This is a genomic window from Nocardia sp. CWNU-33, from assembly GCF_046764895.1.
Lineage (GTDB): Bacteria > Actinomycetota > Actinomycetes > Mycobacteriales > Mycobacteriaceae > Nocardia.
In genome coordinates this window covers 56,756-81,295 of record NZ_JBKOQN010000008.1, presented here as the reverse complement: position 1 = coordinate 81,295, position 24,540 = coordinate 56,756, and the positions used below count along the sequence as shown (strand labels likewise).

The window sequence follows — 24,540 nt, the reverse complement described above, 5'->3', positions numbered from 1 at the left end:
CGGCTGTGTTCTGCTTCGACGACTGCCCCGATTGTTCGGCAGTCGCCCATGCTCTGACGGTTGCAAACCTGGCTCGGCAGGTGTCGGTGTCAGGTTGGATCTACCCTTGCGGAGGCCGCGCGAAAAGTGTGGCGCCCGTGCTAATTTGGACGAAGTCGCCGGTGCGGTAATCCGTTGGGTTGCTTGATGTCTGCGACATGGGGTGAGGACGGCGGCAGGTGAGAATTCAGCCTCGGGCACAGATTTTGAATGTTTGGAAGACCTTGATCGCCACCTGCTATAAGGACGGCGAGTGGCAGTGGGGCGGTCGGGACGGCACCAACTCGATCAGTGATGCCGAGCAGTTGCTGTGCCTGCTGTATCCCGCCACCGAAATCAATGTGCTGGCGCTCGACCGGCCGGACGATATGGCCGAGGACGTCAAGGACACCCTCGAGGCGATGGGCGGCGCGACGCGGATCGGTGAGGTCATCGTCCGCGTGCTCGAGGAGTACATCGAGAAGCACACCGACCCCGAAGGTGAGCCCGAATTCGCTGCAGGAAGCTATCTTCGGGCCAACGGGGGGCTCGAGCCGACCTCCGCGCAACGCGAGATCGAGGTCGTCGACTCGTACTCCATGTCGTTGACCCTCAGCATCGCGGCGCTGGGTTTCCTTCGTGTCTTCAGAGGGTTTGTGCAGGGACAGACCTACGATGAAGCCAAGGAGCTCGGCGAACGCATCCACGTGCTCAGCGCGAAGATCAGTATCCGGCTGACGTCGGCGATGGTCGGTCTGCTGCGAAGTTTCGTGGTCAACACGGTGTCGACGAAGTCGGAACCGGGCGAGACGATCGTCAGAATGTTGAACCAGACCGGTCAGCCTCCGAAGGTGATGGCGGAGAACATTATTCGCGGTCTGGAACCGGTGCGTACCCAGCTGCGCGGCATCAAGCTCGCCACTGTTCCCGGTGCCGAACTCGGTGCCGAAGACATGCTCTTCGAGTGTGGTTGGACCTGGGGCATCGCCAAGAAGGCCGACAGTATCGATTTCGTGCAGGCCAAGATCGCCGATCAGCCCGGCACCGCGGATCCACGCCCATATCTGTATTTCAGCGTCGTCGCGCTCGACGGCATCAACGACCTCACCTCGCAGCGGACCCGGCAGTTGGACCTGCTCGACGAGACCCAGCGCAGGTTGGCCGAGGCGTTGCAGACGCGCTGGCATCTCACGCAGCTCTACTGGTCGACCGTTGCCCGGTTCGGCGCCGGTCGCTGGCCGCTGGAAGACATCCCGTGGCGAACCTCCGACGGTCAGGAATCCGACTACTACAGCCTCGTCGTTTCCGCGGTGCTGATCCAGGATCTGGTCAACCGCACCGCCAATGACGAGGATCTGACACGAGCGGTGGAGATCTTCGACGAATTGGCCCGGCGTGGCCGGATTACCCGACGCGTCACCAAGGACGACCCCTCGGTGGCTGTGCATGTGCCCGGGGTGCGGATGTCACTGGTCGGCACCGAGGACATCGGCGAGGGCCCCAGGCTGTCCTGGATCGTCTCCGACTTCGCGCCGGTGCTGCTCAAGCGAATTCTGCAGGCGGCAAGATTGTCCGGCAATGTGACCGCCCGCGACCGTTTGATGGAACTCGCGAAATCGGTGATGGAGCACCTGGATTCGCGGATCATCCAGGAGGGGCCGGCCGCCGGCCTGTGGGACGATTCCGCACGCGCCTTCGGTCTGACGGACACCTCGCCGTCGCAGCCGTCGTGGTATCTGACGGAGCGGGTGATCGAGGGTCTCGTCACCGCCGACCGCACCTATCGCTCGCTGCCCTTGCGTCCGGTGACACTGGTCGATGACGCGGTGGCGCTGCTCAACGAGGCCGAACATTTGCTCAATCGTGAATTGCTCGAGGTCAATGCCGCCGACTTCACGGCCAACCGAAGGGCTCTCGCGCGGATCGAGCGCCATCTCGACCGAGCACGACGGTTGATCGACGAAAGGCCGGGAACCGCAGTCGTTCTCACGATGCGAGCGCTGGACCAACTCGACGAGTTGGCTTACGCCGACCAGGACGCGATGAGGAGCAACTGACGCCATGCTCGTGTTCTCGACCTCCGACAAAGGTGGTACCGGCCGTTCGGTGACCAGCTGCAACATCGCTTTTCGGCTGTGTATGAGCGGCAAGAACGTCGCGTATCTGGATTTCGATTTCGGCTCGCCGACCGCGGGAGCGCTGTTCGAGATCGGAGCCGTGGAACGTGGCATTTCCGACGGCACCGGGCTGCACTCCTATCTGCTGAACGAGAAAGAGACGACGACCAGAATCGATGTGCGCGCCAAATCCGATCGTGTCGAACTGTGTCGCATGCCGATGCGGTCCGGAAAGCTCGTATTATTCCCAGGCGATGAGGGCGGTGCGGAATTCCCGACCACCGGAACCGCCATGGTCGAGCAATGCGTGAAGTTGCTTTCGAAGGTGATGGGTGAATTCCATGTCGTCATCGTGGATCTCAGCGCGGGGCGTTCGGCGGCGGCACAGCTCGTGCTCGAGGCGACAGCACATCCGCAGCTCGCCGAAGAGACCATCCGCTGGTTGATTTTCCACCGCTGGACGCGACAGCACATTATGGCGGCCAGCGCGCTGGTGCACGGTCCGAGTGGCCTGCTGGAGTCCGGCGTCGGGTACGGGCACGACGAGAAGAAGCTGCGCGAGTCGATTCGGTTCATTCGAACGGCGGTCCCCAACCCGTTCACGCAACCGGGCAACGACGAATCCGCGCAGGCCCGATGGCTGCTGAAACAGAATGCGGCGCTCAAAAAGCTGGCGTCCACCAAGAAACTGGGCCAGAGCACGCTGCTCGGGGAAACACCGATGGAGCCGATGCTGCAGTGGCGCGAACAAGTGATCCTCGACGCCGATGTCGACGCGAAGATCGCCAATGTCGAGACCACCACTGCTTTCGGTGAACTTGCCCGTCAGCTCACCGATGACGCTGTGTGGGAAACGTTCTGACCCACCCCCTTCCAGGAAGGATTTCGATCGCCAGTGGAGACCGCTGCGGGCTACAGCGAGGCGACGGCAAGCGCGACGATCACGTCGGCGCCGCTTTCGCATCTGTCTATCGAGGTCGGGCATTTCTATATGAACGACCTCACCAATGGCGAGGATCGGATCAGGGCGCAGTTCAAAGAGGTCAAAAGACGCCTCGACTCGAATATCGGTTATGCGAAGGACGAATTCGGTCCGAAGGCCAAGGTGAGTACGTGCTTTCTGATCGATGACTACTTCGGCCCGGACACCGACCCGGGACAGATCATCGGAAAGCTGCTCAAAGCCGCCGATGAATGCGGTATGACGATCGACTATCTGGCCCGTGAGGAAGGTTGCTTCGAGTCCCCGGTGTACGTGGACGGCGTCGCGACCGGTGCGCGCATTCCACTTGCCGAGATGGTCGCCTCCTGGATCGTGCCGGAGCCGATTCTGCGGACGACAGGGCGCAGGCCGCCTACCGACGTGTCGGGCTGGCTGTGCAACGGTCGCCGATCCTCCGACTACGACACGGTGCAGGCGATGCGCAGCGGTGAATACCGGCCCGCCGAGGAGTACGGCCGCCGTGAGCATTCGATCTTTCTCGACACCCAGCTGTGGGCGGTGCCGACCAAGAAGTCGCGGGTTCGCGCGGACGCGGACCGGGTGTGGGCCTGCCCCTTCCTGGCGTCGGTGTGGCAGTTGATGCGCTTGGATCTCCTGCGATACCACGGCGCCCCGGTGGCGCAACCACAACTGTGGCCCGTTTCCGACGACTCCGGCGAATTCACCTGGCCGAAGGCCTGGCGTGATATGCCCGCCGTCGTGCAATTGAATCCCGATGCGCACCCGTTCGCCGCCTATCGGGCGGTGTCGATTCTGCCGCGCACCTACGTCAGCATCGAGCACGCGGTCGAGGTCATCCTCGGCCACCTCGAGATCGACGACGAGGTGATCGACCTCGCTGTGCGCAGCGGTGTCAAAGACGGTGTCACGGTGCCGCGCCCGGTCAGCCATCGACTCGAGCACCTGTTCGTCCCAGAAACCTGGGCCGGCCGGGCGACGACCGCCTGATATGGCCGATGCGATGGTCCTTCCGGAGCGCACGCTCATCGTCCTCGGAGAAGTCCGCACCTGCTTGGTGCCGGCCTCGGGGGCATTGAGCCGTGTCGAGGTTCGTAATCTGCTGGCGTTGAAGCCAGGTCGTCCGGTGCGGTCGTGGGAGCGGCCCATTCCGATGGCGATCTCGCCCACCATGCTGGTCGGCGTGGATTGTCTGCTGGCGACAGGCACCGGCGCCAAGGCGGAGGCCAGGGGTACGGTGGCCACCGATGCCGTGGTGGTCGGCGGTCGGGTGCTGCAGAGTTCGGTGCGCACGGCAGTCGTGCGTGCCGCCAGGCCGCAGCGCGAGAAGTGGGAGCACTATCTGCGCAGGGGCGGGGTGACCGAGGTGATCAACAAGATCAGAAGCGACATCGGGATAGACCTCGTGCACGGTTTCCTGCACCGGCCGATGGGGCCGGACACCCTGGACCTCGGTTCGATCAGCGAGCGGTTGCTGGCCAGGGTGCGGCTGGATCGCGGACTGGATCAGCGGTCGCCGCTGCTGACCGGTTCGACTCGGTTGCAGTGGACTGCCCGGCTCGGTGCCGTGGAGGTTCCGCACGTCGAGTTCAGGCTCGAGGACGACGAGGTCCGCACCGTGCAGATCACCGTGCGGGATATCGAGGATCTGGCTGTGGCCCAACAGTTCTGCGCCGACCTCGCGATGCACGACTGGCTGCTGACCGCGGTCGTCAACGCGGTCGAGGAGGCGGATCGGTACGACACGGCGAGCCCGGATTCCGCGCGTGTCCTCGCCGCGGTTCTCGAACACCTCGCGCATCTGTGGATGCCGGGTGCGCACACACCGCCGCCGTTCCTCGGACTGTGGCAGCAGCTGGAGCTCAGGCCGGGGTTCACTCGTGATTGGGACAGTCGGGTAGGTCAGTTGCGTAACCGTCTTTCGGTGGCGACGCTGGCCGCACTGCGCGAAGCCAAGGTGTCCACGACGAATTGGTAGCGGTTTTACAATCGGAACCACCTGCGGACGAGCAGCGCGAAGAACACCGAGGTCGAGACCGTGCCGACGTACGCTTCGATCACCAACAGGGTCTGGCCGACACCGCCGATGTCTGTGGTGTCGCCGACGCCGACCGGATTGAGGAAATTCATCAGGCACAGATAGAACGTCGCAGGAACCTCCACGCCGGTGATGAAGCTGATCATGAGTGTGAACCCGACCAGCAGCAGCGCCATCCAGGCCAGCAGCCGGAATGGCTGATATCCATAGCCGCACAACAGGTCCGAGATATGGCCGCCGGTCCGGCGCCAGCTGGGTGGGAGGGCCTCGAATCGTGCGCGAGCCTGGGCGAGGCCACAGCGGTCGGCATCGTCGTCGTCCTCGTTCTGGCGATGCAGACTGCCTGCGCGCCGGAACGCGAGTGCCGCGTGGCCGGGTAATCCGGCCGAGCGCAGGCAGTCGCCGAGGCGTTCGTATACCTCGGCGAGCATGGTGTTCTGGGTCCCGCTGAGCCGCAGCGGGCCGCGGAACTCGACTTCGGCGGCCAGCAGGGCGGCCAGGAATTCGAGCGGAACGGTGCTGTGTTCGTCGTCGTCGGTATGTGGTTCGCGGGTGGCAGCATAGAGATCCGCGAATACCAGGCTGTCGCCGCGCCGCCGAATACCAGGTGGTTCGTAACGGGCGACGACGGTTTCGACATGCGTGTTGAAGGAGTCCAGCAGCCGCTCCTCACGCGGCTGCCGGTGTCGGCCGTCGAGACCGGCGAGGTGGTCGATGATCTCTTCTGCGTACACAGCGGCGTGCCGATGGATCCGGGTTGTCATCGACACGACGAAAGTGGATGACAGATCCGGTTGATCGGTCATGTAAATCTCCCCCGGGAGTGACACGTCGGCAAGACGTTATTTCCACCATAGCAATGGAATTCGGCTATTGGTTGGCTCCGGCGACGGCTTGAGCCATCGCTTGTCGTTCGGCCCGGCGATCGGTGGGCCGAGGGGACTGCGTTGGATCAGGTGCATCAGCACGTCGCGCGGCTCGTCGTCGCCGAAATACCGCCGATCGTGTCCGACCCACTGGAATCCCGCGTTCTTGTACAACGAGGCGGCGCCCTGATTGGTCGGTCGCACGGTGATGAAGATCCGCTCGACCCGGGCGGCGCGGCAACCCGAGACGGCCCGCTCGAGCAGCGCGGTGCCGAGTCCACGACGCTGGTGGGCCTCGGCGACGGCCAGCCCGAGCACCCACGCCAGCTGCGCCGCGTTGATGCCGACGATCGCGTATCCGCAGACGTGCCCACCGATTTCGGCCACCACCCAGTGCGATCCGTGCAGATCGAACAATTGACGCAGGATCACATAGGAGCAGGCCAGGTCCCCGAGCTGTTCCTTCTCCAACGCGGCGATGTCGGCAAGGTCCTCCCGCGTCGCAGTCCGATACAACGGTGTCTGCGACTTCTTGCTGATATCCAAATGCTCACCTCTGTCACCCCGATGTGAGTCCGCTTTCCAGCGTAAAGCGTTGGCGCCGTGCGGGGGTCGAGACGGGTGAAAGCCGAACGCCACACCTCGGGTCCCGACCTGAGTCGGAACGAGCGGTGTGGCGTTCGGCTTGTACTGCGGCGCTGGTGGTTACACGTTGGCGTAGGCCAGCGAGGAGATCCGCTGGACGCCGAGCGAGGAGCGCAGGTAGAAGAACCAGGTGACGGTTGCCATCACGAGGAACGCGGCCGCGTAGGTCCAGAACGCGGGGGTCATGCTGTGGAAGTTGATGTTGGACAAGCGAAGTGCCTGCTGCAGCAGGTATCCGCCCGCCGCGCCGACCGCGCCGATGACACCGATGGCGGCGCCTGCCTGCCGCCGTGCCGATGCGACGGCGTCGGCGGCATCCAGGCCGTGTTCCGAGGCGTACTTCTTGGCCTCGGCGCTGAAGATGGACGGGATCATCCGGTAGGTCGAGCCGTTGCCGATGCCGGTGAGGACGAACAGCAGCAGGAACGAAATCAAGTACAGCGGGAAGCTTTTCAGCTCCAGCGCGGCAAGGATGAGCGCGCACGCCACCGACATGCCACCGAAGACATACACGGTGATCTTGGCGCCGCCGACTTTGTCGGACACCCAGCCGCCGAACGGGCGGCTGAAGGAGCCGACCAGTGCGCCGAGGAACGCGAGGTTGCCGAGCGTGGTGATCCAGCCGATCTTGGCGAGGTCGGGGAAGTTGGCCTTGATCAGGGTCGGGAAGGCGAAGGAGAACCCGATGAACGAGCCGAATGTACCGATGTAGAGAAACGACATCACCCAGGTGTGCCGGTTGGTCAGCGCCAGCTTGTAGGACTTGCCATCGGATTTGGCGGTGCTGATGCTGTCCATGTACCGGAGCGCACCGAAGGCCGCGATCAGGATGAACGGCACCCACACCAGGACCGAGAGGGTAATGCCGAACCGGTAGCCCGCTGCGTCCTTGGCCATGATGTGCGTGCCGAGCGTGATCAGCAGTGGCAGCACCAACTGGGTTTGGGCGACGCCGAGGTTGCCGCCCGCAGCATTGATGCCGAGGGCTGCACCCTTCTTGCCTTCGGGGAAGAAGAAGTTGATGTTGGCCATCGAGGACGAGAAGTTGCCGCCGCCGACACCGGCGAGCGCGGCCAGGATCATGAACACCCACATCGGTGTGCCGGGGTGATTGATGAAATAGGCCAGGCCCAAGGTCGGGATCAACAGCATCGCCGCACTGAAGGCGGTGAAGGCACGCCCGCCGAACTTGGGGATGGCGAAGGTGTAGGGAATGCGCAGCGCCGCGCCGACCAGGGTCGGGGTGGAGGTCAGCAGCAGGGCATTGCTGACCGCGGTCGGGTTGCCCTTGCCGAGACCGGCCAGGAAGTCGAAGCCCGCCAGGCCCATGCTGGTCACCACGGTGCCCCAGATGACCCAGACGCTGAAGCCGAGATTCTCGGCGAACACGGAGAAGATCAGGTTCTTACGAGCGGTGAGTTTGCCGCCCGATTCCCAGAATTTTGCGTTGTCCGGCTCCCAGGTATCCAGCCAGCGACCACGCTTCTGGTGCTCGAAAGTTGTTGTGTCCGACTGCTGGCCGGTGGCAGCTACTGTGGCGGTCATCGGCTTCCTCTCGATTGGGCTCGGCTTGTTGCCCAGCTACGGTCGAGACAAAGGTAGAAGCCGGTTGTTGCGCGCGAGTGGCCGTCGGTGACGTTCCCGGCAATTCCGACTCACATGGTGGGAAGTCGCCCGGTGACCACTCGGTTACCTACCGCACAGGTTCGTCACGTGCGGGGTACTCGGCGATGAGTGTGGCGAGGAAACAGGTCGCCGCCTGAGCGGCCCGATCGGGGTCGCCATCGATCACGGCCTGTACCAACTCGTTGTGCTCCGCGTCGAACGCGTCGTCGGATTTCTTGGTCCGCGCGCGGATCACCTGTTCGATGGTCGGCAACAGCGAGTCGTAGAACTCGAGGTATACCGCATTGTGGCTGGCGACCACGATCGCGCGATGCAGTTCGACGTCGGCTTCGATGGCCGCCACGTTCTCCGCGTTCCAACGCTCCTGGTTGCGTTCCTCCAGCAGGCGTCGCAAATTCGCGATGTCGGAGTCGTCGCGGCGGCGCGCGGCGAGCGCGGCGGCGGTGGAGTCGAGGGCCTGGCGTAGTTCCAGGACGTCGCGCTCCTCCGCGTCGGCGAAGTACTTCGCGAGCGTGCCGCCGACCTCCGAGGCGGCGATCACATAGGTGCCGGAGCCTTGTCGGCGCTCCAGCACGCCTGCGTGGACGAGCGCCTGCACCGCCTCGCGCACGGTGTTTCTACCGGTGCCCGTTAGCTCGGTGAGCTCCGGTTCGGTAGGGATGCGAGAGCCGATAGGCCAACGGCCGGAACGGATTTCGGCACGCAGCTGTTCGGTGACCTGGGCTATGAGGCTGGTGCGCCGGACTGGTTGCACCGGAACAGAGTACCGCCCATCACAAATGGTTGCCTCCTATCATCGGGTCATCCTATGATTTCGCGGTGACCGCAACCCTCGAGCAGACGACAACTCGCCTGGTAGCCGACCAGGTCGAGCACCGCCGACGTGCACTGACCGAGGGCCGCCTACTGGTCCTCGCCGCCATTGTCGTGTCCGCGCTCACCCTCCGCGTTGCCGTCACCGCATTCAGTCCGCTGGCCGAGCGAATCGGCGCCGACATCGGCTATTCGACCGCCGTGATCGGTGTCTTCGGCATGATCCCGACCGCGATGTTCGCGGTGTCCGGTCTGCTGACGCCGATCTTCGTGCGCGGGCTCGGGCTGGAACGCACCGCCATGGTCGCCATGCTGATGGCCGGGCTCGGCATGCTGATCAGGGCTACCATCGGCAGCACCGCGGCCATGTTCGTCTTCTCCGCCCTCGCCCTCGGTGGCATGGGTATCGGCAATGTGGTGATCCCGCCGTTGGTGAAGCGGTACTTCCCGGACCGGCTCGCGATGGTGAGCTCGCTCTACATCACCATGGTGCAGCTCGGCACCGTCGTGCCCGCACTCATTGCCGTCCCCGTCGCCGAGGCGCACGGCTGGCGGATCTCGCTCGGCCTGTGGGCAGTGCTCGGATTCGCCGCGGCGCTGCCGTGGATCGGCGTATTGCGCGATCGCCGCGGCCGTGACGTCCGCGACTCGACCGGCTTGCCCGCCAGGCAGGAGCCCAAGGGCAAGACGTGGCGTTCGTCGGTGGCCTGGGGCATGGCGGGCATGTTCGGCATGACCTCGCTGACCACGTACTCGATATTCACCTGGTTGCCCAAGATCCTCGGCGAGGCGGGCGCGAGCGCCGCGTTCGGCGGCACAATGGTCGGGCTCTTCGCGCTGGTCGGGCTGGTTTCCGCGTTCACCGCACCGACTATCGTTGCGCGCTTCAGCAATCCCTTTCCCTTTGTGGTCGGCTGCGCGCTGTTCTTCTTCATCGCCTTCGCCGGACTGCTGATCGCACCGATGGGCGCACCGGTGCTGTGGGTGGTGCTGCTCGGCCTCGGCCCGAGCACCTTCCCGATGGCGCTCACGCTGATCAACCTGCGCACCAGAACCCCGCAAGGCTCGGCCTCGCTGTCGGGCTTCACCCAGGGTGTCGGCTACGCCGTGGCCTGCGTCGGGCCGCTGCTGTTCGGCATGCTGCACACCGCAACCGGCGATTGGCTCGCGCCGTTCGCAATGCTCAGCGTCGCGGTGCTGGTGCTGCTCACCGGCGCGTGGCAGGCCTGCAAGCCGCGGATGCTCGAAGACACCTGGAATCAATAGCGTTCGTCGCGACTACCGAAATCTCACGTCGAGTTGCGAGGTCGTGACAGGGCGAGGATGCTGTGCGTCACACCCCGCACTGGCCGCCGATATCGAGGTCGGCTGTTTGTGACGCGTGGAAACCGTTGCGTCACATGCCCGAAACATTCGGTGTGTTCTCACCTGTGTGGCCGGGTAATCGTGAGCAACCGTTGATTTGACGGTCATTTCGCGCAGCATTTCGGCAATACCCGTTTCCTACGGTTGGGCTAACCGATTTTGGGAGGCCCTTGTTGAGCACGCTGACGCGTAACCACAACATCGAGCGCTGGGATGCCGAAGATGTTGCGGCCTGGGAGGCAGGCGGCAAAGACGTTGCCAAAAGAAACCTGATCTGGTCGGTCTTCGCCGAGCACGTCGGTTTCTCGGTCTGGTCGATCTGGTCGGTCATGGTGCTGTTCATGCCCACCGACAAATTCGGCATTGATCCGGCGGGCAAATTCTTTCTCGTCGCGGTGCCGACCCTCGTCGGCGCGATCCTGCGGATTCCCTACACCGTTGCGACGGCACGGTTCGGCGGTCGCAACTGGACGATCTTCAGCGCTGTGTTGCTGCTCATTCCGACGCTGCTCACGCTGTATTTCATCAACCAGCCCGGCACCTCGTACACGACCTTCCTCGTCGTCGCGAGCTTTGCCGGTTTCGGTGGCGGCAATTTCGCCTCCTCGATGACCAATATCAATGCCTTTTATCCGCAGCGGCTCAAGGGCTGGGCGCTCGGCCTGAACGCGGGCGGCGGAAATATCGGTGTTCCGGTCATCCAGCTGCTCGGCCTACTGGTCATTGCCACCCTCGGCAACAGCTACGCCTCGCTGATCTGCGCTGCCTACCTGGTGCTGGTCGCGCTGGCCGGTGTCGGCGCCGCGCTGTACATGGACAATCTGAAGAACCAGAAGGCCGACCTGTCGTACATGATCACGGCGCTGCGGGTGCCGCAGTCGTGGGCGATCGCGTTCCTCTACATCGGTACCTTCGGTTCCTTCATCGGCTACGGCTTCGCCTTCGGTCAGGTGCTGCAGATCAGCTTCAAGGCCGGTGGCGATACCGCGGCGCAGGCGGCGCTGCATGCCGCGCAGATCGCGTTCATCGGACCGTTGCTCGGGTCGCTGGCGCGTCCCTACGGCGGCAAATGGGCGGACAGGATCGGCGGCAGCAAGGTCACCATGTACGTCTTCGGGGCGATGATGGTCGCGGCCGTCATCGTCGCGGCGGCCAGCACCGTCGGTGATCGCAACGGCGGTGTGCCGAGCGGTGCGGTGATGGTCACGCTGATCGGCGGGTTCATCGCGCTGTTCGTGCTCTCCGGCATCGGCAACGGATCGGTCACCAAGATCATCCCGTCGGTTTTCGACGCCAAGTCCAAGAGCCTGGACGTGAGCCAGGCCTCCCAGGCCGCGTGGTCGCAGAACACCTCCGGCGCCCTCATCGGTTTCGTCGGCGCCATCGGCGCGCTCGGCGGGGTCGCCATCAACCTGGTGCTGCGGTCTTCCTACGCCTCGACCGCGTCGGCTACCACCGCGTTCTGGGTCTTCATGGCCTTCTATGTGGCGTGCGCCGCGCTGACCTGGGTGGTCTTCCTGCGTCGCCCGAGCATGCGGTCGACGTCTGCCGCCGCGAGCCTCGATTCCGACGTCGTCGTCGAGGCGGAGGCACTCGTCCTCGAGGCCGAGGCCGTCGACTCGGCCGGCACCAACTCCACGTCCGCCAGCTCGTCGGCCCGAGCCTGACGCCGAAATACCAACGGAGGACAGTCATGAACTCGACAGTCGAACCCGCTCAGCGCAAGATCGCCGTGGTCGTCGGCCACGGCATGGTCGGGCACCGCTTCGTGGAGGCACTGCGGTCCAGGGACGAAGCAGGCCAATGGCAGGTCGTCATCCTCAGCGAGGAGCGGCTGCCCGCCTACGACCGCGTCGGTCTGTCCTCCTACGTCGGCGTGTGGGACGCGACCGCGCTCGCATTGCCCGGTAACGAGTACGCGGGCGACGACCTGGTCGAGCTGCGACTCGGTCAGCGTGCCGACGCCATCGACCGGGCGGCCCGCAAGGTCACCACCTCCGCGGGCGACACCATCGCTTACGACGCGCTGGTGCTCGCCACCGGGTCGTATCCGTTCGTGCCGCCGGTGCCGGGCCACGACCTGCCGGAGTGTTTCGTCTACCGCACCCTCGACGACCTGGACGGCATCCGCGCGACCGCGACCGAGGCCGGCCCCGGCGCGGTCGGTGTGGTCGTCGGCGGCGGTCTGCTCGGCCTCGAGGCGGCCAACGCGCTGCGGTTGCTCGGGATGACTCCACACGTGGTGGAGTACAACGCCAGGCTGATGCCCGCCCAGATCGACGAGGGCGGTGGCGCCATCCTGGAGCGCCTGGTATCCGACCTCGGCCTGGAAGTGCACACCGGCGTCGGCACCTCGTCGATCGAGGCCGATGCCGACAGCACGCCGGCCGGCCGATTGAAGGTCACCCTCTCCGACGAGACGGTGATCGACGCCGCGCTGGTGGTGTTCTCCGCCGGTGTCCGCCCGCGCGATCAGATCGCCCGTGACGCCGGTCTGGAGGTCGGCCCGCGCGGCGGCATCATCACCGACCTCGCCCTGCAGACCTCGGACCCGAACGTTTACGCGATCGGCGAATGCGCTGCCGTCGAGGGCACCTGCTACGGGTTGGTCGCCCCCGGCTACACCACCGCGGAGATCGTCGCGGACCGATTGCTCGGTGGCGCAGGCGAATTCCCCGGCGCGGATATGTCGACCAAGCTCAAGCTGCTCGGTGTCGATGTGGCCAGCTTCGGTGATGCGCACGGCACCACCGAGGGCGCGCTGTCGGTGGTTCTGCACGACGCCGCCAAGGGCACCTACGCGAAACTCGTTGTCTCCGATGATGCCAAGATCCTGCTCGGCGGCATCCTGGTCGGTGATGCCACCGCCTACGCGGCACTGCGCCCGCTGGTCGGTCGCCCGCTGCCTGCCGAGCCCGCCGCGCTGATTTCCCCGGCCGGTGCCGAACTCGGCGCGGACGCATTGCCCGATGACGCCCAGATCTGCTCCTGCAACAACGTTTCCAAGGGCGCGATCTGCGGTGCAATCGCCGACGGCGCCTGCGAAGTGCCCGCGATCAAGAGCTGCACCTCCGCTGGAACTTCCTGCGGCGGTTGCGTTCCCATGCTCAAGAAGCTGCTGGAGCAGTCCGGCGTCGAGATGTCCAAGGCGCTGTGCGAGCACTTCGACCAGTCTCGTGCCGAGCTGTTCCAGATCGTCCAGGTCACCGGCATCCGCACCTTCTCCGCCCTGATCGCCAAGCACGGCAAGGGCACCGGCTGCGATATCTGCAAGCCGACGGTCGCCTCCATCCTGGCCTCCACCTCGAGCGAGCACATCCTCGACGGCGAGCAAGCGGCATTGCAGGACACCAACGACCACTTCCTCGCCAATCTGCAGAAGAACGGTACCTACTCGGTGGTGCCGCGGATGCCCGGTGGCGAGGTCACCGCCGACCAGTTGATCACCATCGGCGAGGTGGCCAAGGAGTTCGGTCTCTATGTCAAGGTCACCGGCGGTCAGCGCATCGACCTGTTCGGCGCGCGGGTCGAACAGCTGCCGCTGATCTGGAAGCGTCTGGTGGATGTCGGCATGGAGTCCGGCCACGCCTACGGCAAGTCGCTGCGCACCGTGAAGAGCTGTGTCGGCTCCACCTGGTGCCGCTACGGTCAGCAGGACTCGGTCGGCATGGCCGTGCTGCTGGAGAAGCGGTACCGCGGCCTGCGTTCGCCGCACAAGCTGAAGCTGGCGGTGTCCGGTTGCGCTCGTGAATGCGCGGAGGCTCGTGGCAAGGACGTCGGTGTCATCGCCACCGAAAAGGGCTGGAACCTCTACGTCGGCGGCAACGGTGGTCTCACGCCCAAGCACGCGGTGCTGCTCGCCGGTGAGCTCGACGACGAGACGCTGATCAAGTACATCGACCGGTACCTGATGTTCTACATTCGCACCGCCGACCGCCTGCAGCGCACCGCGCCGTGGCAAGAGGCCCTCGAGGGCGGTATGGACTACCTCGTGCAGGTCGTCTGCGAGGACAGCCTGGGCATCGCCGACGATCTCGAGGCCGCGATGGCTCAGCATGTCGCCGGCTACCGCGACGAATGGGCCGCGGTGCTCGACGACGAAGAGAAGCTGTCGCGCTTCGTCTCCTTCGTCAACGCCCCCGAAGAGTCGGATCCGACCATTTCGTTCGACGACAGCGGGGAACGCAAGGTGCCGGTATTGCTCGGGATGCCGGAAATCCCGGTTGCCTCGAGCGGGCAATAACCGCGTAACCCCCTAGAAACAGGACGCCGGTACCAATGGGTAAGGCGTTTGGAGGATGACACCGATGACCGTGATCGATACCCCCGGCATTGCCTCAGCAGCCATCACCGGCTGGACGCAGGCCTGCCGGCTCGACTACCTGATTCCCGGCCGCGGCGTTGCGGTGTTGCTGAAAGGTGGCCGGCAGGCTGCCCTGTTCCTGCTGTCGGATGGCACGCTCTGTGCCGTCGGCAATATCGATCCGATCGGTCGAGCGGCTGTGATGTCGCGCGGGATCGTCGGTGATCGCGGCGGTATCCCCGTTGTGGCCTCACCGCTGCTCAAGCAGGCGTTCTCGTTGCTCGACGGGCATTGCCTCGACGACGATTCGGCAGCGCTGCCGGTGTACGCGGTGCGGGTCTACGACGGCATCGTTTCGATTTCCAACGAGCCGGTTGCCACCGAGCTCGACTCCTCCGCGGACGGTGGATCGGCATGACAACAATCGATGCGGGCGCCTGCCTGGCCGGATTCACGGTCGGCATCACGGCGGCCAGGCGAGCAGACGAGTTCGCCACGCTGCTGGTTCGACGAGGCGCCGGTGTCGTCTCTGCCCCGGCCATTCGGATCATTCCACTCGCCGACGACACCGAATTGGAGCGGGTGACCCGCTTGCTCGTCGAGGATCCGCCACAGATCGCGGTGGCCACCACCGGAATCGGCTTCCGCGGCTGGATGGAGGCGGCCGAGGGCTGGGGGATCGCCGAAGATCTGCGCACCACATTGGCTTCGGTCCGGATGCTCGCGCGCGGACCGAAGGCCAAGGGGGCCATCCGTGCCGCGGAACTGCGCGAGGAATGGTCGCCTGCCTCGGAGTCCTCCGCCGAGGTGCTCGACCATCTGCTCGCCGAGGGCGTCGAAGGCGTGCGGATCGCGGTCCAATTGCACGGCGCCACTACCGAATGGGAGCCGGTTCCCGACTTCTGTGAGGTATTGCGATGTGCGGGAGCGGATGTCGTTTCGGTCCCGGTGTATCGCTGGATCCCGCCGGAGGATCAGGGTCCGATGGACAACCTGATCGAGGCCATCGTTACCGGAAGCCTGGATTGCGTGACCTTCACCAGTGCGCCGGCCGTGGCGTCGCTATTGATGCGCGCCAAGGAAACCGGGCTGATCGAGGGGGTGCTGCACGCGTTTCGCGGTCGGGTGCTGCCTGCCTGCGTCGGGCCGATCACGGCGGCGCCGCTCGAGGAACTCGGCGTGCTGACCACGATGCCGGGCCGGGCCCGGCTGGGTGCGCTGGCCAGGCATGTCGCCGAGGAGCTGCCGCGGCGCGCGAATCGAATCTATGCGGCGGGGCACATGATCAGTGTGCGCGGCGCCTGTGTCGTTGTCGACGGATCGGTACGGCAGCTGGCGCCCGCGCCGATGGCGTTGATGCGGTCGCTTGCTCGGCAGCCCGGTCGGGTCGTGTCCCGCGAGGACCTGCTCGCGGCGCTGCCCGGCGGCGGTGACGACACGCATGCCGTGGAAACCGCGATCGCCAGGCTGCGTGCCGGGCTCGGCACGCCGAAAGCGATCCAGACCGTGGTCAAACGGGGCTATCGGCTGGCGCTGGACGCCGTTGACTGCACCGACAACTATCCGCGCCCGGAGCCGTCCGGTATCGCAACACCGGCGCGGGCGCCGCGATACGCACAGATCGCGGGGAGCTGGTGACGGCTCCGGCCCTGGTTCTGGTGGCGCACGGCACCAGGAGCACCAAGGGCGTGCAGATGATCGCCGCGCTGGCAGAGGCGGTGACGCGGGAACTCGGCGCCGCGGTTTCGGGGCGCGACGCCGGTTCTCCCGCTTCGGATTCCGAGCGGCCCCGGGTGCGTACCGCATTCGTCGACGTGCTCGGTCCTTCGCCGTCGGAGGTCCTGCGTGACCTGACCGATGCCGCAGGCGAAGCCGTTGCGGCCGTGGTGGTTCCGGCCTTCCTGGCCTCCGGGTACCACGTGTATCAAGATGTGCCGCGGGAAGTATCGGAGAGCGGCCACCCCGCCGTCGCAGTCACTCCGGCCATGGGCCCGGACCCGGCGCTGGCCCGGATCATGGCCATGCGCCTGCGCGCAGCAGGTTGGCGTCCCGGTGATGCGGTGGCCTTCGCCGCCGCGGGTTCCTCCGATGCCAGGGCCCGCCAGGATGTCCGGCGTGCCGCGGCGATGCTCGCCGAGCACCTCGGCGCACCGGTCCGTATCGGCTACGTCGCGACCGGAGCGCCGCGCGTTCCGGAAGTGGTTGCTGCACTGCGTGACTCGAGTGCTCAACGAGTCTTCATTGCCTCCTACCTGCTGGCACACGGTCTGTTCCAGCAGCGGCTGCACGAGGCGGGAGCCGACGGCGTCGCCGAGCCGATCGGCGTCCATCCGGCTGTCGTCCGCCTCATCGCCAACCGCTATCGCACTGCCGCACACGAATTGGTCCGCGTCCGCGCGCGTTGAACGCGCGGTTCGGTCGCTGTCGTCACCTCGGTGCGATTGCCTACCGACGGCGGTATCAGCGCGCCCCGACTCCCGTTCCACCAGTAAGGCCGGACTGACCGGAATCTGCCTATCGGAACTCTGCGAGTCAGCGCGGGCACGACCTCGGGAATGGATGACAACGTCCTGCCCTGGGGTCTTCTGTGCGGTCGTCGGTCCTCGGAATTCGCCGGACGAGGGCCGGCCGTCTTCATGCGGACCGGCGCGGGGTCCTGGTGAACGAGGCCCGGTAGGCGGTCGGCGGGACACCGACGTGGCGGATCATGTGCTGACGCAGCGATTCTGCGGAGCCGATGCCGCTGTGCCGCGCCACCTGATCCATCGACAGTGTGGTGGATTCGAGCAGTTCCCGGGCCCGCTGGATGCGTTGGTGCAGCAGCCATTTCTGTGGGCTGAGTCCGGTCTCCTCGTGGAAGCGGCGGGTGAGGGTGCGCACGCTGGTGCGGGCGTGGCCGGCCAGTTCGTCGAGGGACAGGGGAGTGTCGAGGCGTTCCATGGCCCAGTTGCGGGTGGCGGCCAGGGAAAGGCCGTTCTCGGGCGGCAGTGGGGCGTCGACGAATTGGGCCTGGCCACCGGGGCGAACCGGTGTCACGACGGCGGCGCGGGCGGCCGCGTTGGCGATGGTCGCGCCGTAGTCGCAGCGAATCAGGTGTAGGCACAGGTCGATTCCGGCGGCAGCGCCCGCTGCGGTGGTGAGCGGTCCATCCTCGATGAACAGGGCGTCGCTGCGGACGGTCACGTCGGGGAACATCGTGGCCAGCTCGTCGGCGAGTCCCCAATGGGTGGTTGCGGTGCGGCCCGCGAGCAGGCCCGCTTGGGCGAGCACGAAGGCGCCGCTGCAGATGGAAGTGACGCGTTTACCCTGTTCCGCAGCGCGCCGCAACGCCGCCACAGTAGCTTCGTCGGCCGTGCCGCGACTACCTGTGCTCGGCACGATGACCGTGTCCGCCTCGTCGATGGCATCCAAGCCGCGCGTCACCACGACATCGAAACCACCGAGGGTGGCCCGCACCACGCCGGGCTCGGCGGTGCACACCACTATCCGGTACCCGAGTTCGCCGTCCACGGTCACCGCACCGAGCAGTGTTTCGGGCATAGCGAGGTCGAAGGCTTTCACCGGCGCTACGGCGACAACTGCCACAGTCTTCATGGCCTGATCCTTGGGATAGCTGGCTATTGGGCCACTAGCCTACCTCCCGCGCTGCGGGCACAGTTGATCCCACGCGTTCGGCAACCGGCGTCCGCACCTCCGGCGATCGCGTGAATCAACTTGTCCAAGAAGGGAACTCGCATGTCAACTCATGTCATTGTCGGCCGTGGCGGCACCGCATCGGGAACCGCGGTGCGGCTGGCCGAGTCCGGCGACCGGGTACGGGTAGTCAGCCGCAGCGGGACGGGCCCGGAGCATCCGAATATCGAACGGATCGCGCTCGACGCCGGTGACACAGCCGCCCTCGCTGCACTGGCGAAGGGCGCCGACACCGTGTTCAACCTGGCCATGCCCGCGTATCACACGTGGCCGCAGGCGGTGCCGCCCTTGTTCGGGTCCATCCAGTCGGCCGCGGAGCAGTCCGGAGCGAACTATGTGATGCTCGGCAACATGTACGGCTACGGCCCGTCGGACAGCGTCGTCACCGACGACGCACCGCTCGCGGCGACCGGGCCCAAGGGTCGGGTGCGCGCGCAGATGTGGCGGGAAGCGAAGGCCGCACACGATGCGGGCAGGCTGCGCGCGACCGAGGTGCGGGCCGGGCAGTTCCTCGGCGCGGGCGCGGTGTCGCTGTTCTCGATCGTGGTGCAGCCGAAAGTCCTTGCCGGACAGCTTGCACTGGTGCCTCAGGAACTCGACCTACCACATGCCTACACCGCGATCGGCGACGCCGCGGCCGCGCTGGTCGCGGTGGCCCGTGACGATCGGTCGTGGGGCAGGGCCTGGCTGGCGCCGACCATCACATCCACTGTGCGTCAGGTCGCCGAGCGGTTCGCCGCTGCGGCAGGCGCGCCTGCGCCGCACCTGTCGGTGATGACGGATCGGGAGTTGACGCTGCTCGGCAATACCGACCCGTTCTGGAGCGAGTTGTTCGAGACCTACCACATGTCGCACCGAAAGTTCACCGTCGACGATTCGGCGATCCGGAACACCTTCGGCGTCACCGCCAGCGATCTCGATGACGTACTCGCGGAGGTGGTTCCATAACCCGCATCCGGCCCCGTCCGACGGTTCCGGCGTAGCCCCATCCAGCGCGACATCCGGACGGCGTGGAATGCCAGCGCCTCCCTGGCGGATGCCGTAGGTTTGCCCGGACATTCTTCAGCAGCATACTTTCCGAAATAGCGGGGAGGCGTTGTGACGGGAGTCGGCGATGACACCGTGCCGGAGGCTCGGCCAAGCGGCGTGCGCGCCGACCTCGCGCAGACCGGGTTGGTATCGGAGCTGCTGCGGGCGGGGACCGTTTCCGACGCGGTCGCCCGACGTGCCGGCGAGCGCAGCATGACCTACCGGGAGTTGGACGAGGCATCCTCGCGCTGGGCGCGGGAACTGATGGCAGAGGGTGCGGGGCCCGGGGAGTTCGTCGTGGTCGCGGTGCCGCGCTCCCCGGAATCCGTGCTGGCACTGTGGGCCGTGGTCAAGACAGGTGCCTGCTTCGTGCCGGTCGACCCGAGCGAGCCTGCCTGCCGCATCGCCGCGGTGGTCGCGGATTCCGGGGCACGCCAAGGACTCACGATCGACGCGGTAAGGCCGAGCCTGCCCTGTTCCGGTGAGTTCACGCATCGCGAGGGCGTCGACTTCGCTGCCGGTGATGCGGCCCGATATGGCTCGGGCGATGCACCACGGCGCAGTGCTGATGATGCGGCACAGTGCGATGCCGCCGTGGCGCGTTATGACGGAGCAGACCACAGTGGTCGGCACCGTATCGATTGGCTGTCGCTCGACGATCCCCGCGCGGTCGGGCGGGCCGCAAGGCGGGCGGACTCCCCGGTGGGCAATGCCGATCGGGCGCGTGCGCTCCGGCCGTGTCATCCCGCCTGTCTGATCTACACCTCTGGTACCACTGGAACGCCGAAAGGTGTTGTCGTCACACATCGCGACCTCGGAACGCTGACCGACTACATCATCGATCACTATGGCGTGCACCAGGAGTCCGCTGTCTTCCCGATATCGGGGTTCACCTGATGGTGTGTGGCGGTTTCGGACCCCGTCCATGGTCCACCCAGAGTGGCGGCCGGGAGTGGAGCGGGAGGGCAAGCACCATGATCTGTCCGATCCTGCGCCCAGCACCTCGAGCGTGTCGCCGAACCTGCCGGCGCCATCAGCAGCGGACCGTGACAGCACCCGATTCTGCTTCGACGAGATGATGAACACCGACTTCCCGTTCCTCGTCGCCTGGAGTGGCTGCATACCTACCTGTCGCACATCGCCCCGGATCTGCCGCGCAAGCCGCGCTGGCTGATTGCTGAATGGATGCTGCACACGGAACTAGTCTCCGCCTGCAGCACCGACATGAGGCTGCATTCGACAGGAGAACACGCACGCCGAATGTCCGAGCCTCCAGTGTTCCGATGCGCAAGAATCCAAGACATGTACCGGCTGCTGCGATGCCTGGTTTCCCTCCTTGCTCTTTCGGCTGCAATAGCCCCAGCTACGGTGGCTGCGGCCGACCCGGCCGACTCCAGCATCCTCGATGTGCGCCCGCTCGGTGGACGGCAACTCGAGGTGGTAGTCCACTCGGCGGCGATGGATCGTCCGATCACGCTGTGGATGTCGCATCCGGGTCCTGGCGCGCCTGCTCTGTATTTGCTCAACGCCGTGGACGGTGGCGAAGAGGGCGGCCCGTGGACGCGCCGCACCGATGTCGCGGACTTCTTCGCGGACAAGAACGTCAACGTGATCCTCCCGATGAGCGGGCGGGCCAGCTACTACACCGACTGGCTGCGCGACGATCCCGCGCTCGGCCGCAATCAGTGGACCACCTTCCTGACCAGGGAGCTGCCCCCGCTGCTCGAGTCGCGCTTCGGGATGACCGGGCGCAATGCCGTTGCGGGACTGTCGATGTCTGCGACGTCCGCACTGAACCTCGCGATCGGCGCACCCGGCTTCTATCAGGCCGTCGGCGCTTACAGCGGCTGCCCGCGCACCAGTGACCCGGCGGCGAATGCCTATGTCCACGCCTCGCTTGCGCCGTTCGGCGCGAATGCCGACAACATGTGGGGCGCACCCGACAACCCGGCGTGGGCCGAGCACGACCCGATGGTGCAGACCGAGCGCCTGCGCGGCGTCGCCCTCTACGTTTCGTCCGGCGACGGCGCACCCGGCGCGCACGAGAACCTCGGTGACTCCGGCATCGACGGCAATCCGGCGCGGCTGCTGGACCGCACGCTCGTCGGTGGGGTCATGGAAACCATCATCGGCGGCTGCACCCGCCCCTTCGTCGACCGCCTCGCCGCACTCGGCATCCCCGCTATCGTGAATTTGCGCCGCGGCACGCACGCCTGGGCCTACTGGCAGGACGACCTGCACGAGTCCTGGCCGATGTTCGCCGCAGCTATCGGCGCATAACCGCAGGCGAGCGGGGTCGCCGCGCCGGAAGCGATGCCGCGAACATGTCGGTGCCCGGGGCGACAATGTGGCCCATGGCATACGACGTGGAACTGGCCGATCGGATCCGGGAGCTCATCGAACCCGGACCCGATCTGACCGAAAAGAAGATGTTCGGCGGTCTGGCATTCCTGATCGGCGGCAATATGGCGGTGGCGGCGAGCAGGCAGGGCGGCCTGCTGGCCAGGGTTGATCCCGAGCAATCCGACGAACTGCTCGCCAACGACTTCGTCGAGACGATGGTGATGGGTGGCCGGTCGATGCGCGGCTGGCTGCGGGTCGCCGACGAAGCGCTGGCGAGCGACGAGGCGCTGCACGAGTGGGTGGAACGCAGTGTCGACTATGCACGCTCGTTGCCCGCGAAGAAGTGATGCGTCGAGCTACGGCCTGGCCAGCCGCCGGAAGGTGACCCGGTCGAACTCGCGACCGTATTCGTCCACGGCAACCACCTCCATTTCGCTGGCGAAGACGCCGGGCCGGACGTCGACGCGCAGGAACGAGTAGTTGCGGAAGCGGACCCGCGACCACGGAGCCGATTCGTCCTGCTTGTCGCCGCCGGGCGTCCATGCATAGCTGTTGGGCACGGTGGTATCCGGCAATTCGTTGCCGCGGAACGATTCTCGGGAGCCGGGCTGGAAATCGTAGCGGGGCCGTCCACCACCGCCGACGGTGTAGTAGACGGTGCCGTCGGTCTCTGGATAGACAAGGGAGTTGTCGCCTGCGACCTTTGTCGCCGCGCCTGCGCGAATCGGGTCGGTCCGTTCGTAGACATGGTTGTGGCCCTGCAGCACCAGATCCACCTGATACCGGTCGAACAGCCCGGTCCAGGCGTCACGGACGCCGCCGTCGCTGGCGTGCGCTTCGGTGGTCGAGTAGGCACAGTGGTGGAAGAAGCAGACGATGAAGTCGATGTCCGGGTTCGCGCGGTAGCCCGCGAGGGTGCGTTCGACCCAGCTCGTCTGCGCCCCACCGGAATACCCGGTGTTCGCTCGAATCTCATAGGAAACGTCGTTGGCGTCGAGTGAGAGCACGGCGACATTGCCGTAGGTGAACGAGTACGCCGACGGGCACCCGGCCGGTCCGTTGCCGGGGAAATCCAGGCGCGCCAGATGTCCGGCGTAGCCGTGGCTTCCGTAGGTCGCTTCCATGTCGTGATTGCCGGTGGCGAACAGCCACGGCGTCCGAGCGGCGCTGAGCTCGATGGCGCCGAAGTAGACATCCCACACATATGGATTGAACTTGTCGAACCCGCTCGGTAGTTGTGCGCCGTGGGCTACGAACTGATTCTGTTTGCCGGCGCCCGAGGGATCCGCGTAGGCGATGTCTCCGGCGAGGATATGGAAATCGGGTGCAGCGGCGGCGATTTGGCGCAGCACATTGGACGCGTGCGGCGCTGTCGGGTCGTTGTCCGGCTTGTAGTACTTGTCGTCGTAATCGCCCGCAGTAACACCGAGCGGCTGTCCCGGAGTCTCGTCGGTGCCCTGGTCGCCCATCATGGTGAAGCGGAACGGCACGATCGCGGCGCGCGCGGTGGGCATCGCAGGGGCCGCGGCCCGGATGTCGCCGAGGAACCCGTCCGAGGTCCGCCACCGGTAGAAGTGCGGCAGTCGCCCCGGCAGCCCGTCCACCGGCGCGTGCACATAGAACTGTTCCGCAGCGAGCACCCCGCCGTCGCTCCAGGGCACCTGGGTGAGCAGATTGCGGACCTCCGCCTCGACAGTCCCGCCGAGCGCAGGCGTCGGCCCGTGGTCCAGAAAGACCTTCGCGCCCGCGGGCGAACGGGACAGTTGGCCGGAGAACCGGAGTTGACTCGCCGCATCTGCCCCGTATCCGATGTGCCGCCCGCCGACCGCGAGCTGTGCCCCTTCGGCATAGGCCCGCTTACCGAACGGGGAGGGGCCGACCGCCGCGACCGCTGCGGCGGCGGCCGCACCGCGCAGGACATTGCGCCGGGAAACCGCGTGGCGGCGTAGGAACGCCCGATGCCACTCGTGCTGCTCGGCCATCGTCATATGGGCGGCCGAGCCGGCTGGTATTCCGGTGTCCGGAACATCGCCCGCGGGGTTCAAGGAATTCGACGGCATGGCATCCGATGTTGTACGTCTGTGGCGCGTCCAGCAACTCGACACCAGTAAGCCGTACACGAATAGTGGGTGAACTCGCACACCGTGAGCTAGCCGGTTACGACATATCGGACAATCGGTGCAAATTGGCCGAATGTTTCAGTGGCCGAGGAACTCTCGGCGGTCGGCTCTTCCCCATGGTGGGTGCGGATGATTAGGCTGCCTCGATGACGCCATTCATACGTGCGGGCATTGCGGTGCTGATGCTGGGCGGTTCATCCTTGGGCGCGGCCACCGCGCACGCCACTCCGGGGTCGGACATCACGGCGGTCACCTTGGCTCAAACCCAGATACCGGCCGGGCTGCTGCCTTTCGTCGCCGGAACAGACCTAGTCGTCCGCGAAATCACCATCGGCCCAGGCGGTTCCACCGGGTGGCATTACCATGACGGCCCGGTCTTCGCCTTCGTTCGCTCCGGCACCTTGACCCACCCCGGCCCGGATTGTGTCGCGCCCATGTACCGCATGGGCGAGTTCATCTACGAACCTGCCGGCTCATGGAATGTCCATATCGGGCGGAACCTGGGCACCGAACCGCTTGTCCTCGATGTGGTCTATGCCCCACCCACCGGCAAACCTCTCTTCCAGGACGCGGACGCCCCGCCCTGCGCCTGACTCGCACCGA

At 65.9% G+C, this 24,540-nt stretch carries 21 protein-coding genes; 15 read left to right on the top strand and 6 right to left on the bottom strand.

The features are described from left to right. The first annotated feature begins 218 nt into the window (after window positions 1–218). Genes ACLMAL_RS12990 through ACLMAL_RS12975 form a run of 4 tightly spaced genes read left to right on the top strand, consistent with a single transcriptional unit; the run spans window position 219 to window position 5,074 of the window. Window positions 219–2,075 carry an SCO2524 family protein gene (locus ACLMAL_RS12990; protein WP_411999305.1) on the top strand — a complete coding sequence of 619 codons (1,857 nt, stop codon included), beginning with the start codon at window positions 219–221 and terminating at the stop codon, window positions 2,073–2,075. 4 nt (window positions 2,076–2,079) lie between these two features. Beyond that, window positions 2,080–2,997, top strand: a complete 918-nt coding sequence (locus tag ACLMAL_RS12985) for an SCO2523 family variant P-loop protein (RefSeq protein WP_328405278.1) — start codon at window positions 2,080–2,082, stop codon at window positions 2,995–2,997. A 33-nt stretch (window positions 2,998–3,030) separates the two neighbouring features. Beyond that, window positions 3,031–4,086, top strand: coding sequence for an SCO2522 family protein (locus tag ACLMAL_RS12980; RefSeq protein WP_411999304.1), 1,056 nt, complete (start codon window positions 3,031–3,033; stop codon window positions 4,084–4,086). 13 nt (window positions 4,087–4,099) lie between these two features. Further along, a complete protein-coding gene (locus ACLMAL_RS12975) occupies window positions 4,100–5,074 on the top strand; it encodes an SCO2521 family protein (protein ID WP_411999303.1) in 975 nt (324 codons plus the stop codon). A 5-nt stretch (window positions 5,075–5,079) separates the two neighbouring features. Here the strand turns inward: ACLMAL_RS12975 and ACLMAL_RS12970 are convergent, their stop codons facing one another. From ACLMAL_RS12970 to ACLMAL_RS12955, 4 genes are all read right to left on the bottom strand, one after another. Beyond that, window positions 5,080–5,940 (bottom strand): hypothetical protein, encoded by an 861-nt coding sequence (locus ACLMAL_RS12970; protein ID WP_411999302.1) that lies wholly within the window; start codon window positions 5,938–5,940, stop codon window positions 5,080–5,082. Window positions 5,941–5,976: 36 nt separating this feature from the next. Next, a complete protein-coding gene (locus ACLMAL_RS12965) occupies window positions 5,977–6,546 on the bottom strand; it encodes a GNAT family N-acetyltransferase (RefSeq protein ID WP_328405270.1) in 570 nt (189 codons plus the stop codon). A 159-nt stretch (window positions 6,547–6,705) separates the two neighbouring features. Continuing rightward, a complete protein-coding gene (locus ACLMAL_RS12960) occupies window positions 6,706–8,190 on the bottom strand; it encodes an MFS transporter (protein WP_411999301.1) in 1,485 nt (494 codons plus the stop codon). A gap of 148 nt (window positions 8,191–8,338) precedes the next feature. After that, window positions 8,339–9,025, bottom strand: coding sequence for a FadR/GntR family transcriptional regulator (locus ACLMAL_RS12955; RefSeq protein WP_411999300.1), 687 nt, complete (start codon window positions 9,023–9,025; stop codon window positions 8,339–8,341). 65 nt (window positions 9,026–9,090) lie between these two features. On the opposite strand from ACLMAL_RS12955, the gene ACLMAL_RS12950 reads away from it, so the two are divergent. The 6 genes from ACLMAL_RS12950 to ACLMAL_RS12925 all read left to right on the top strand — a co-directional run bounded on the left by ACLMAL_RS12950 (window position 9,091) and on the right by ACLMAL_RS12925 (window position 17,157). Beyond that, the gene (locus tag ACLMAL_RS12950) at window positions 9,091–10,350 is read left to right on the top strand and encodes an MFS transporter (protein WP_411999299.1); all 1,260 of its coding nucleotides are present in this window, start codon (window positions 9,091–9,093) and stop codon (window positions 10,348–10,350) included. Between the two features lie 269 nt (window positions 10,351–10,619). Further along, on the top strand, window positions 10,620–12,116 hold the full coding sequence (locus tag ACLMAL_RS12945; protein ID WP_411999298.1) for a nitrate/nitrite transporter: 1,497 nt from the start codon (window positions 10,620–10,622) through the stop codon (window positions 12,114–12,116). 26 nt (window positions 12,117–12,142) lie between these two features. Continuing rightward, a complete protein-coding gene (gene nirB, locus ACLMAL_RS12940) occupies window positions 12,143–14,692 on the top strand; it encodes a nitrite reductase large subunit NirB (RefSeq protein ID WP_411999297.1) in 2,550 nt (849 codons plus the stop codon). Window positions 14,693–14,756: 64 nt separating this feature from the next. Next, complete coding sequence (gene nirD, locus ACLMAL_RS12935) at window positions 14,757–15,170, top strand: nitrite reductase small subunit NirD (RefSeq protein WP_411999296.1); 414 nt, start codon at window positions 14,757–14,759, stop codon at window positions 15,168–15,170. Further along, window positions 15,167–16,390: a uroporphyrinogen-III synthase gene (locus ACLMAL_RS12930; RefSeq protein ID WP_411999295.1), complete on the top strand. Its 1,224-nt coding sequence runs from the start codon at window positions 15,167–15,169 to the stop codon at window positions 16,388–16,390. Before nirD ends, ACLMAL_RS12930 begins: the two co-directional genes overlap by 4 nt. After that, window positions 16,387–17,157 (top strand): sirohydrochlorin chelatase, encoded by a 771-nt coding sequence (locus tag ACLMAL_RS12925; RefSeq protein ID WP_411999294.1) that lies wholly within the window; start codon window positions 16,387–16,389, stop codon window positions 17,155–17,157. The genes ACLMAL_RS12930 and ACLMAL_RS12925 overlap by 4 nt, the downstream gene beginning before the upstream one ends. A 229-nt stretch (window positions 17,158–17,386) precedes the next feature. Here ACLMAL_RS12925 and ACLMAL_RS12920 read toward each other — a convergent pair whose 3' ends face one another. Then, window positions 17,387–18,346: a GlxA family transcriptional regulator gene (locus ACLMAL_RS12920; RefSeq protein WP_411999293.1), complete on the bottom strand. Its 960-nt coding sequence runs from the start codon at window positions 18,344–18,346 to the stop codon at window positions 17,387–17,389. A gap of 141 nt (window positions 18,347–18,487) precedes the next feature. Here ACLMAL_RS12920 and ACLMAL_RS12915 point away from each other — a divergent pair, with 141 nt between their 5' ends. The 4 genes from ACLMAL_RS12915 to ACLMAL_RS12900 all read left to right on the top strand — a co-directional run bounded on the left by ACLMAL_RS12915 (window position 18,488) and on the right by ACLMAL_RS12900 (window position 22,164). Continuing rightward, a complete protein-coding gene (locus ACLMAL_RS12915) occupies window positions 18,488–19,393 on the top strand; it encodes a saccharopine dehydrogenase NADP-binding domain-containing protein (RefSeq protein ID WP_411999292.1) in 906 nt (301 codons plus the stop codon). A gap of 150 nt (window positions 19,394–19,543) precedes the next feature. Then, on the top strand, window positions 19,544–20,371 hold the full coding sequence (locus tag ACLMAL_RS12910; RefSeq protein WP_411999291.1) for an AMP-binding protein: 828 nt from the start codon (window positions 19,544–19,546) through the stop codon (window positions 20,369–20,371). Between the two features lie 405 nt (window positions 20,372–20,776). After that, window positions 20,777–21,754: an alpha/beta hydrolase gene (locus ACLMAL_RS12905; RefSeq protein WP_411999290.1), complete on the top strand. Its 978-nt coding sequence runs from the start codon at window positions 20,777–20,779 to the stop codon at window positions 21,752–21,754. Between the two features lie 74 nt (window positions 21,755–21,828). Continuing rightward, a complete protein-coding gene (locus tag ACLMAL_RS12900) occupies window positions 21,829–22,164 on the top strand; it encodes a TfoX/Sxy family protein (protein WP_411999289.1) in 336 nt (111 codons plus the stop codon). A gap of 9 nt (window positions 22,165–22,173) precedes the next feature. On the opposite strand, the gene ACLMAL_RS12895 is transcribed toward ACLMAL_RS12900, so the two are convergent. Continuing rightward, window positions 22,174–23,877 carry a metallophosphoesterase family protein gene (locus ACLMAL_RS12895; protein ID WP_411999288.1) on the bottom strand — a complete coding sequence of 568 codons (1,704 nt, stop codon included), beginning with the start codon at window positions 23,875–23,877 and terminating at the stop codon, window positions 22,174–22,176. A gap of 206 nt (window positions 23,878–24,083) precedes the next feature. Here ACLMAL_RS12895 and ACLMAL_RS12890 point away from each other — a divergent pair, with 206 nt between their 5' ends. Then, on the top strand, window positions 24,084–24,530 hold the full coding sequence (locus ACLMAL_RS12890) for a cupin domain-containing protein (RefSeq protein ID WP_411999287.1): 447 nt from the start codon (window positions 24,084–24,086) through the stop codon (window positions 24,528–24,530). Window positions 24,531–24,540 lie beyond the last annotated feature (10 nt).

Bases quoted from the DNA above. Each gene is read 5' to 3' on its own strand.
- ACLMAL_RS12985 (WP_328405278.1), top strand. From the start codon at position 2,080: ATGCTCGTGTTCTCGACCTCCGACAAAGGTGGTACCGGCCGTTCGGTG.
- ACLMAL_RS12960 (WP_411999301.1), bottom strand. From the start codon at position 8,190: ATGACCGCCACAGTAGCTGCCACCGGCCAGCAGTCGGACACAACAACT.
- ACLMAL_RS12915 (WP_411999292.1), top strand. From the start codon at position 18,488: ATGTCAACTCATGTCATTGTCGGCCGTGGCGGCACCGCATCGGGAACC.
- nirD (WP_411999296.1), top strand. From the start codon at position 14,757: ATGACCGTGATCGATACCCCCGGCATTGCCTCAGCAGCCATCACCGGC.
- ACLMAL_RS12920 (WP_411999293.1), bottom strand. From the start codon at position 18,346: ATGAAGACTGTGGCAGTTGTCGCCGTAGCGCCGGTGAAAGCCTTCGAC.
- ACLMAL_RS12970 (WP_411999302.1), bottom strand. From the start codon at position 5,940: ATGACCGATCAACCGGATCTGTCATCCACTTTCGTCGTGTCGATGACA.
- nirB (WP_411999297.1), top strand. From the start codon at position 12,143: ATGAACTCGACAGTCGAACCCGCTCAGCGCAAGATCGCCGTGGTCGTC.
- ACLMAL_RS12905 (WP_411999290.1), top strand. From the start codon at position 20,777: ATGTACCGGCTGCTGCGATGCCTGGTTTCCCTCCTTGCTCTTTCGGCT.
- ACLMAL_RS12900 (WP_411999289.1), top strand. From the start codon at position 21,829: ATGGCATACGACGTGGAACTGGCCGATCGGATCCGGGAGCTCATCGAA.
- ACLMAL_RS12930 (WP_411999295.1), top strand. From the start codon at position 15,167: ATGACAACAATCGATGCGGGCGCCTGCCTGGCCGGATTCACGGTCGGC.
- ACLMAL_RS12890 (WP_411999287.1), top strand. From the start codon at position 24,084: ATGACGCCATTCATACGTGCGGGCATTGCGGTGCTGATGCTGGGCGGT.
- ACLMAL_RS12975 (WP_411999303.1), top strand. From the start codon at position 4,100: ATGGTCCTTCCGGAGCGCACGCTCATCGTCCTCGGAGAAGTCCGCACC.
- ACLMAL_RS12895 (WP_411999288.1), bottom strand. From the start codon at position 23,877: ATGCCGTCGAATTCCTTGAACCCCGCGGGCGATGTTCCGGACACCGGA.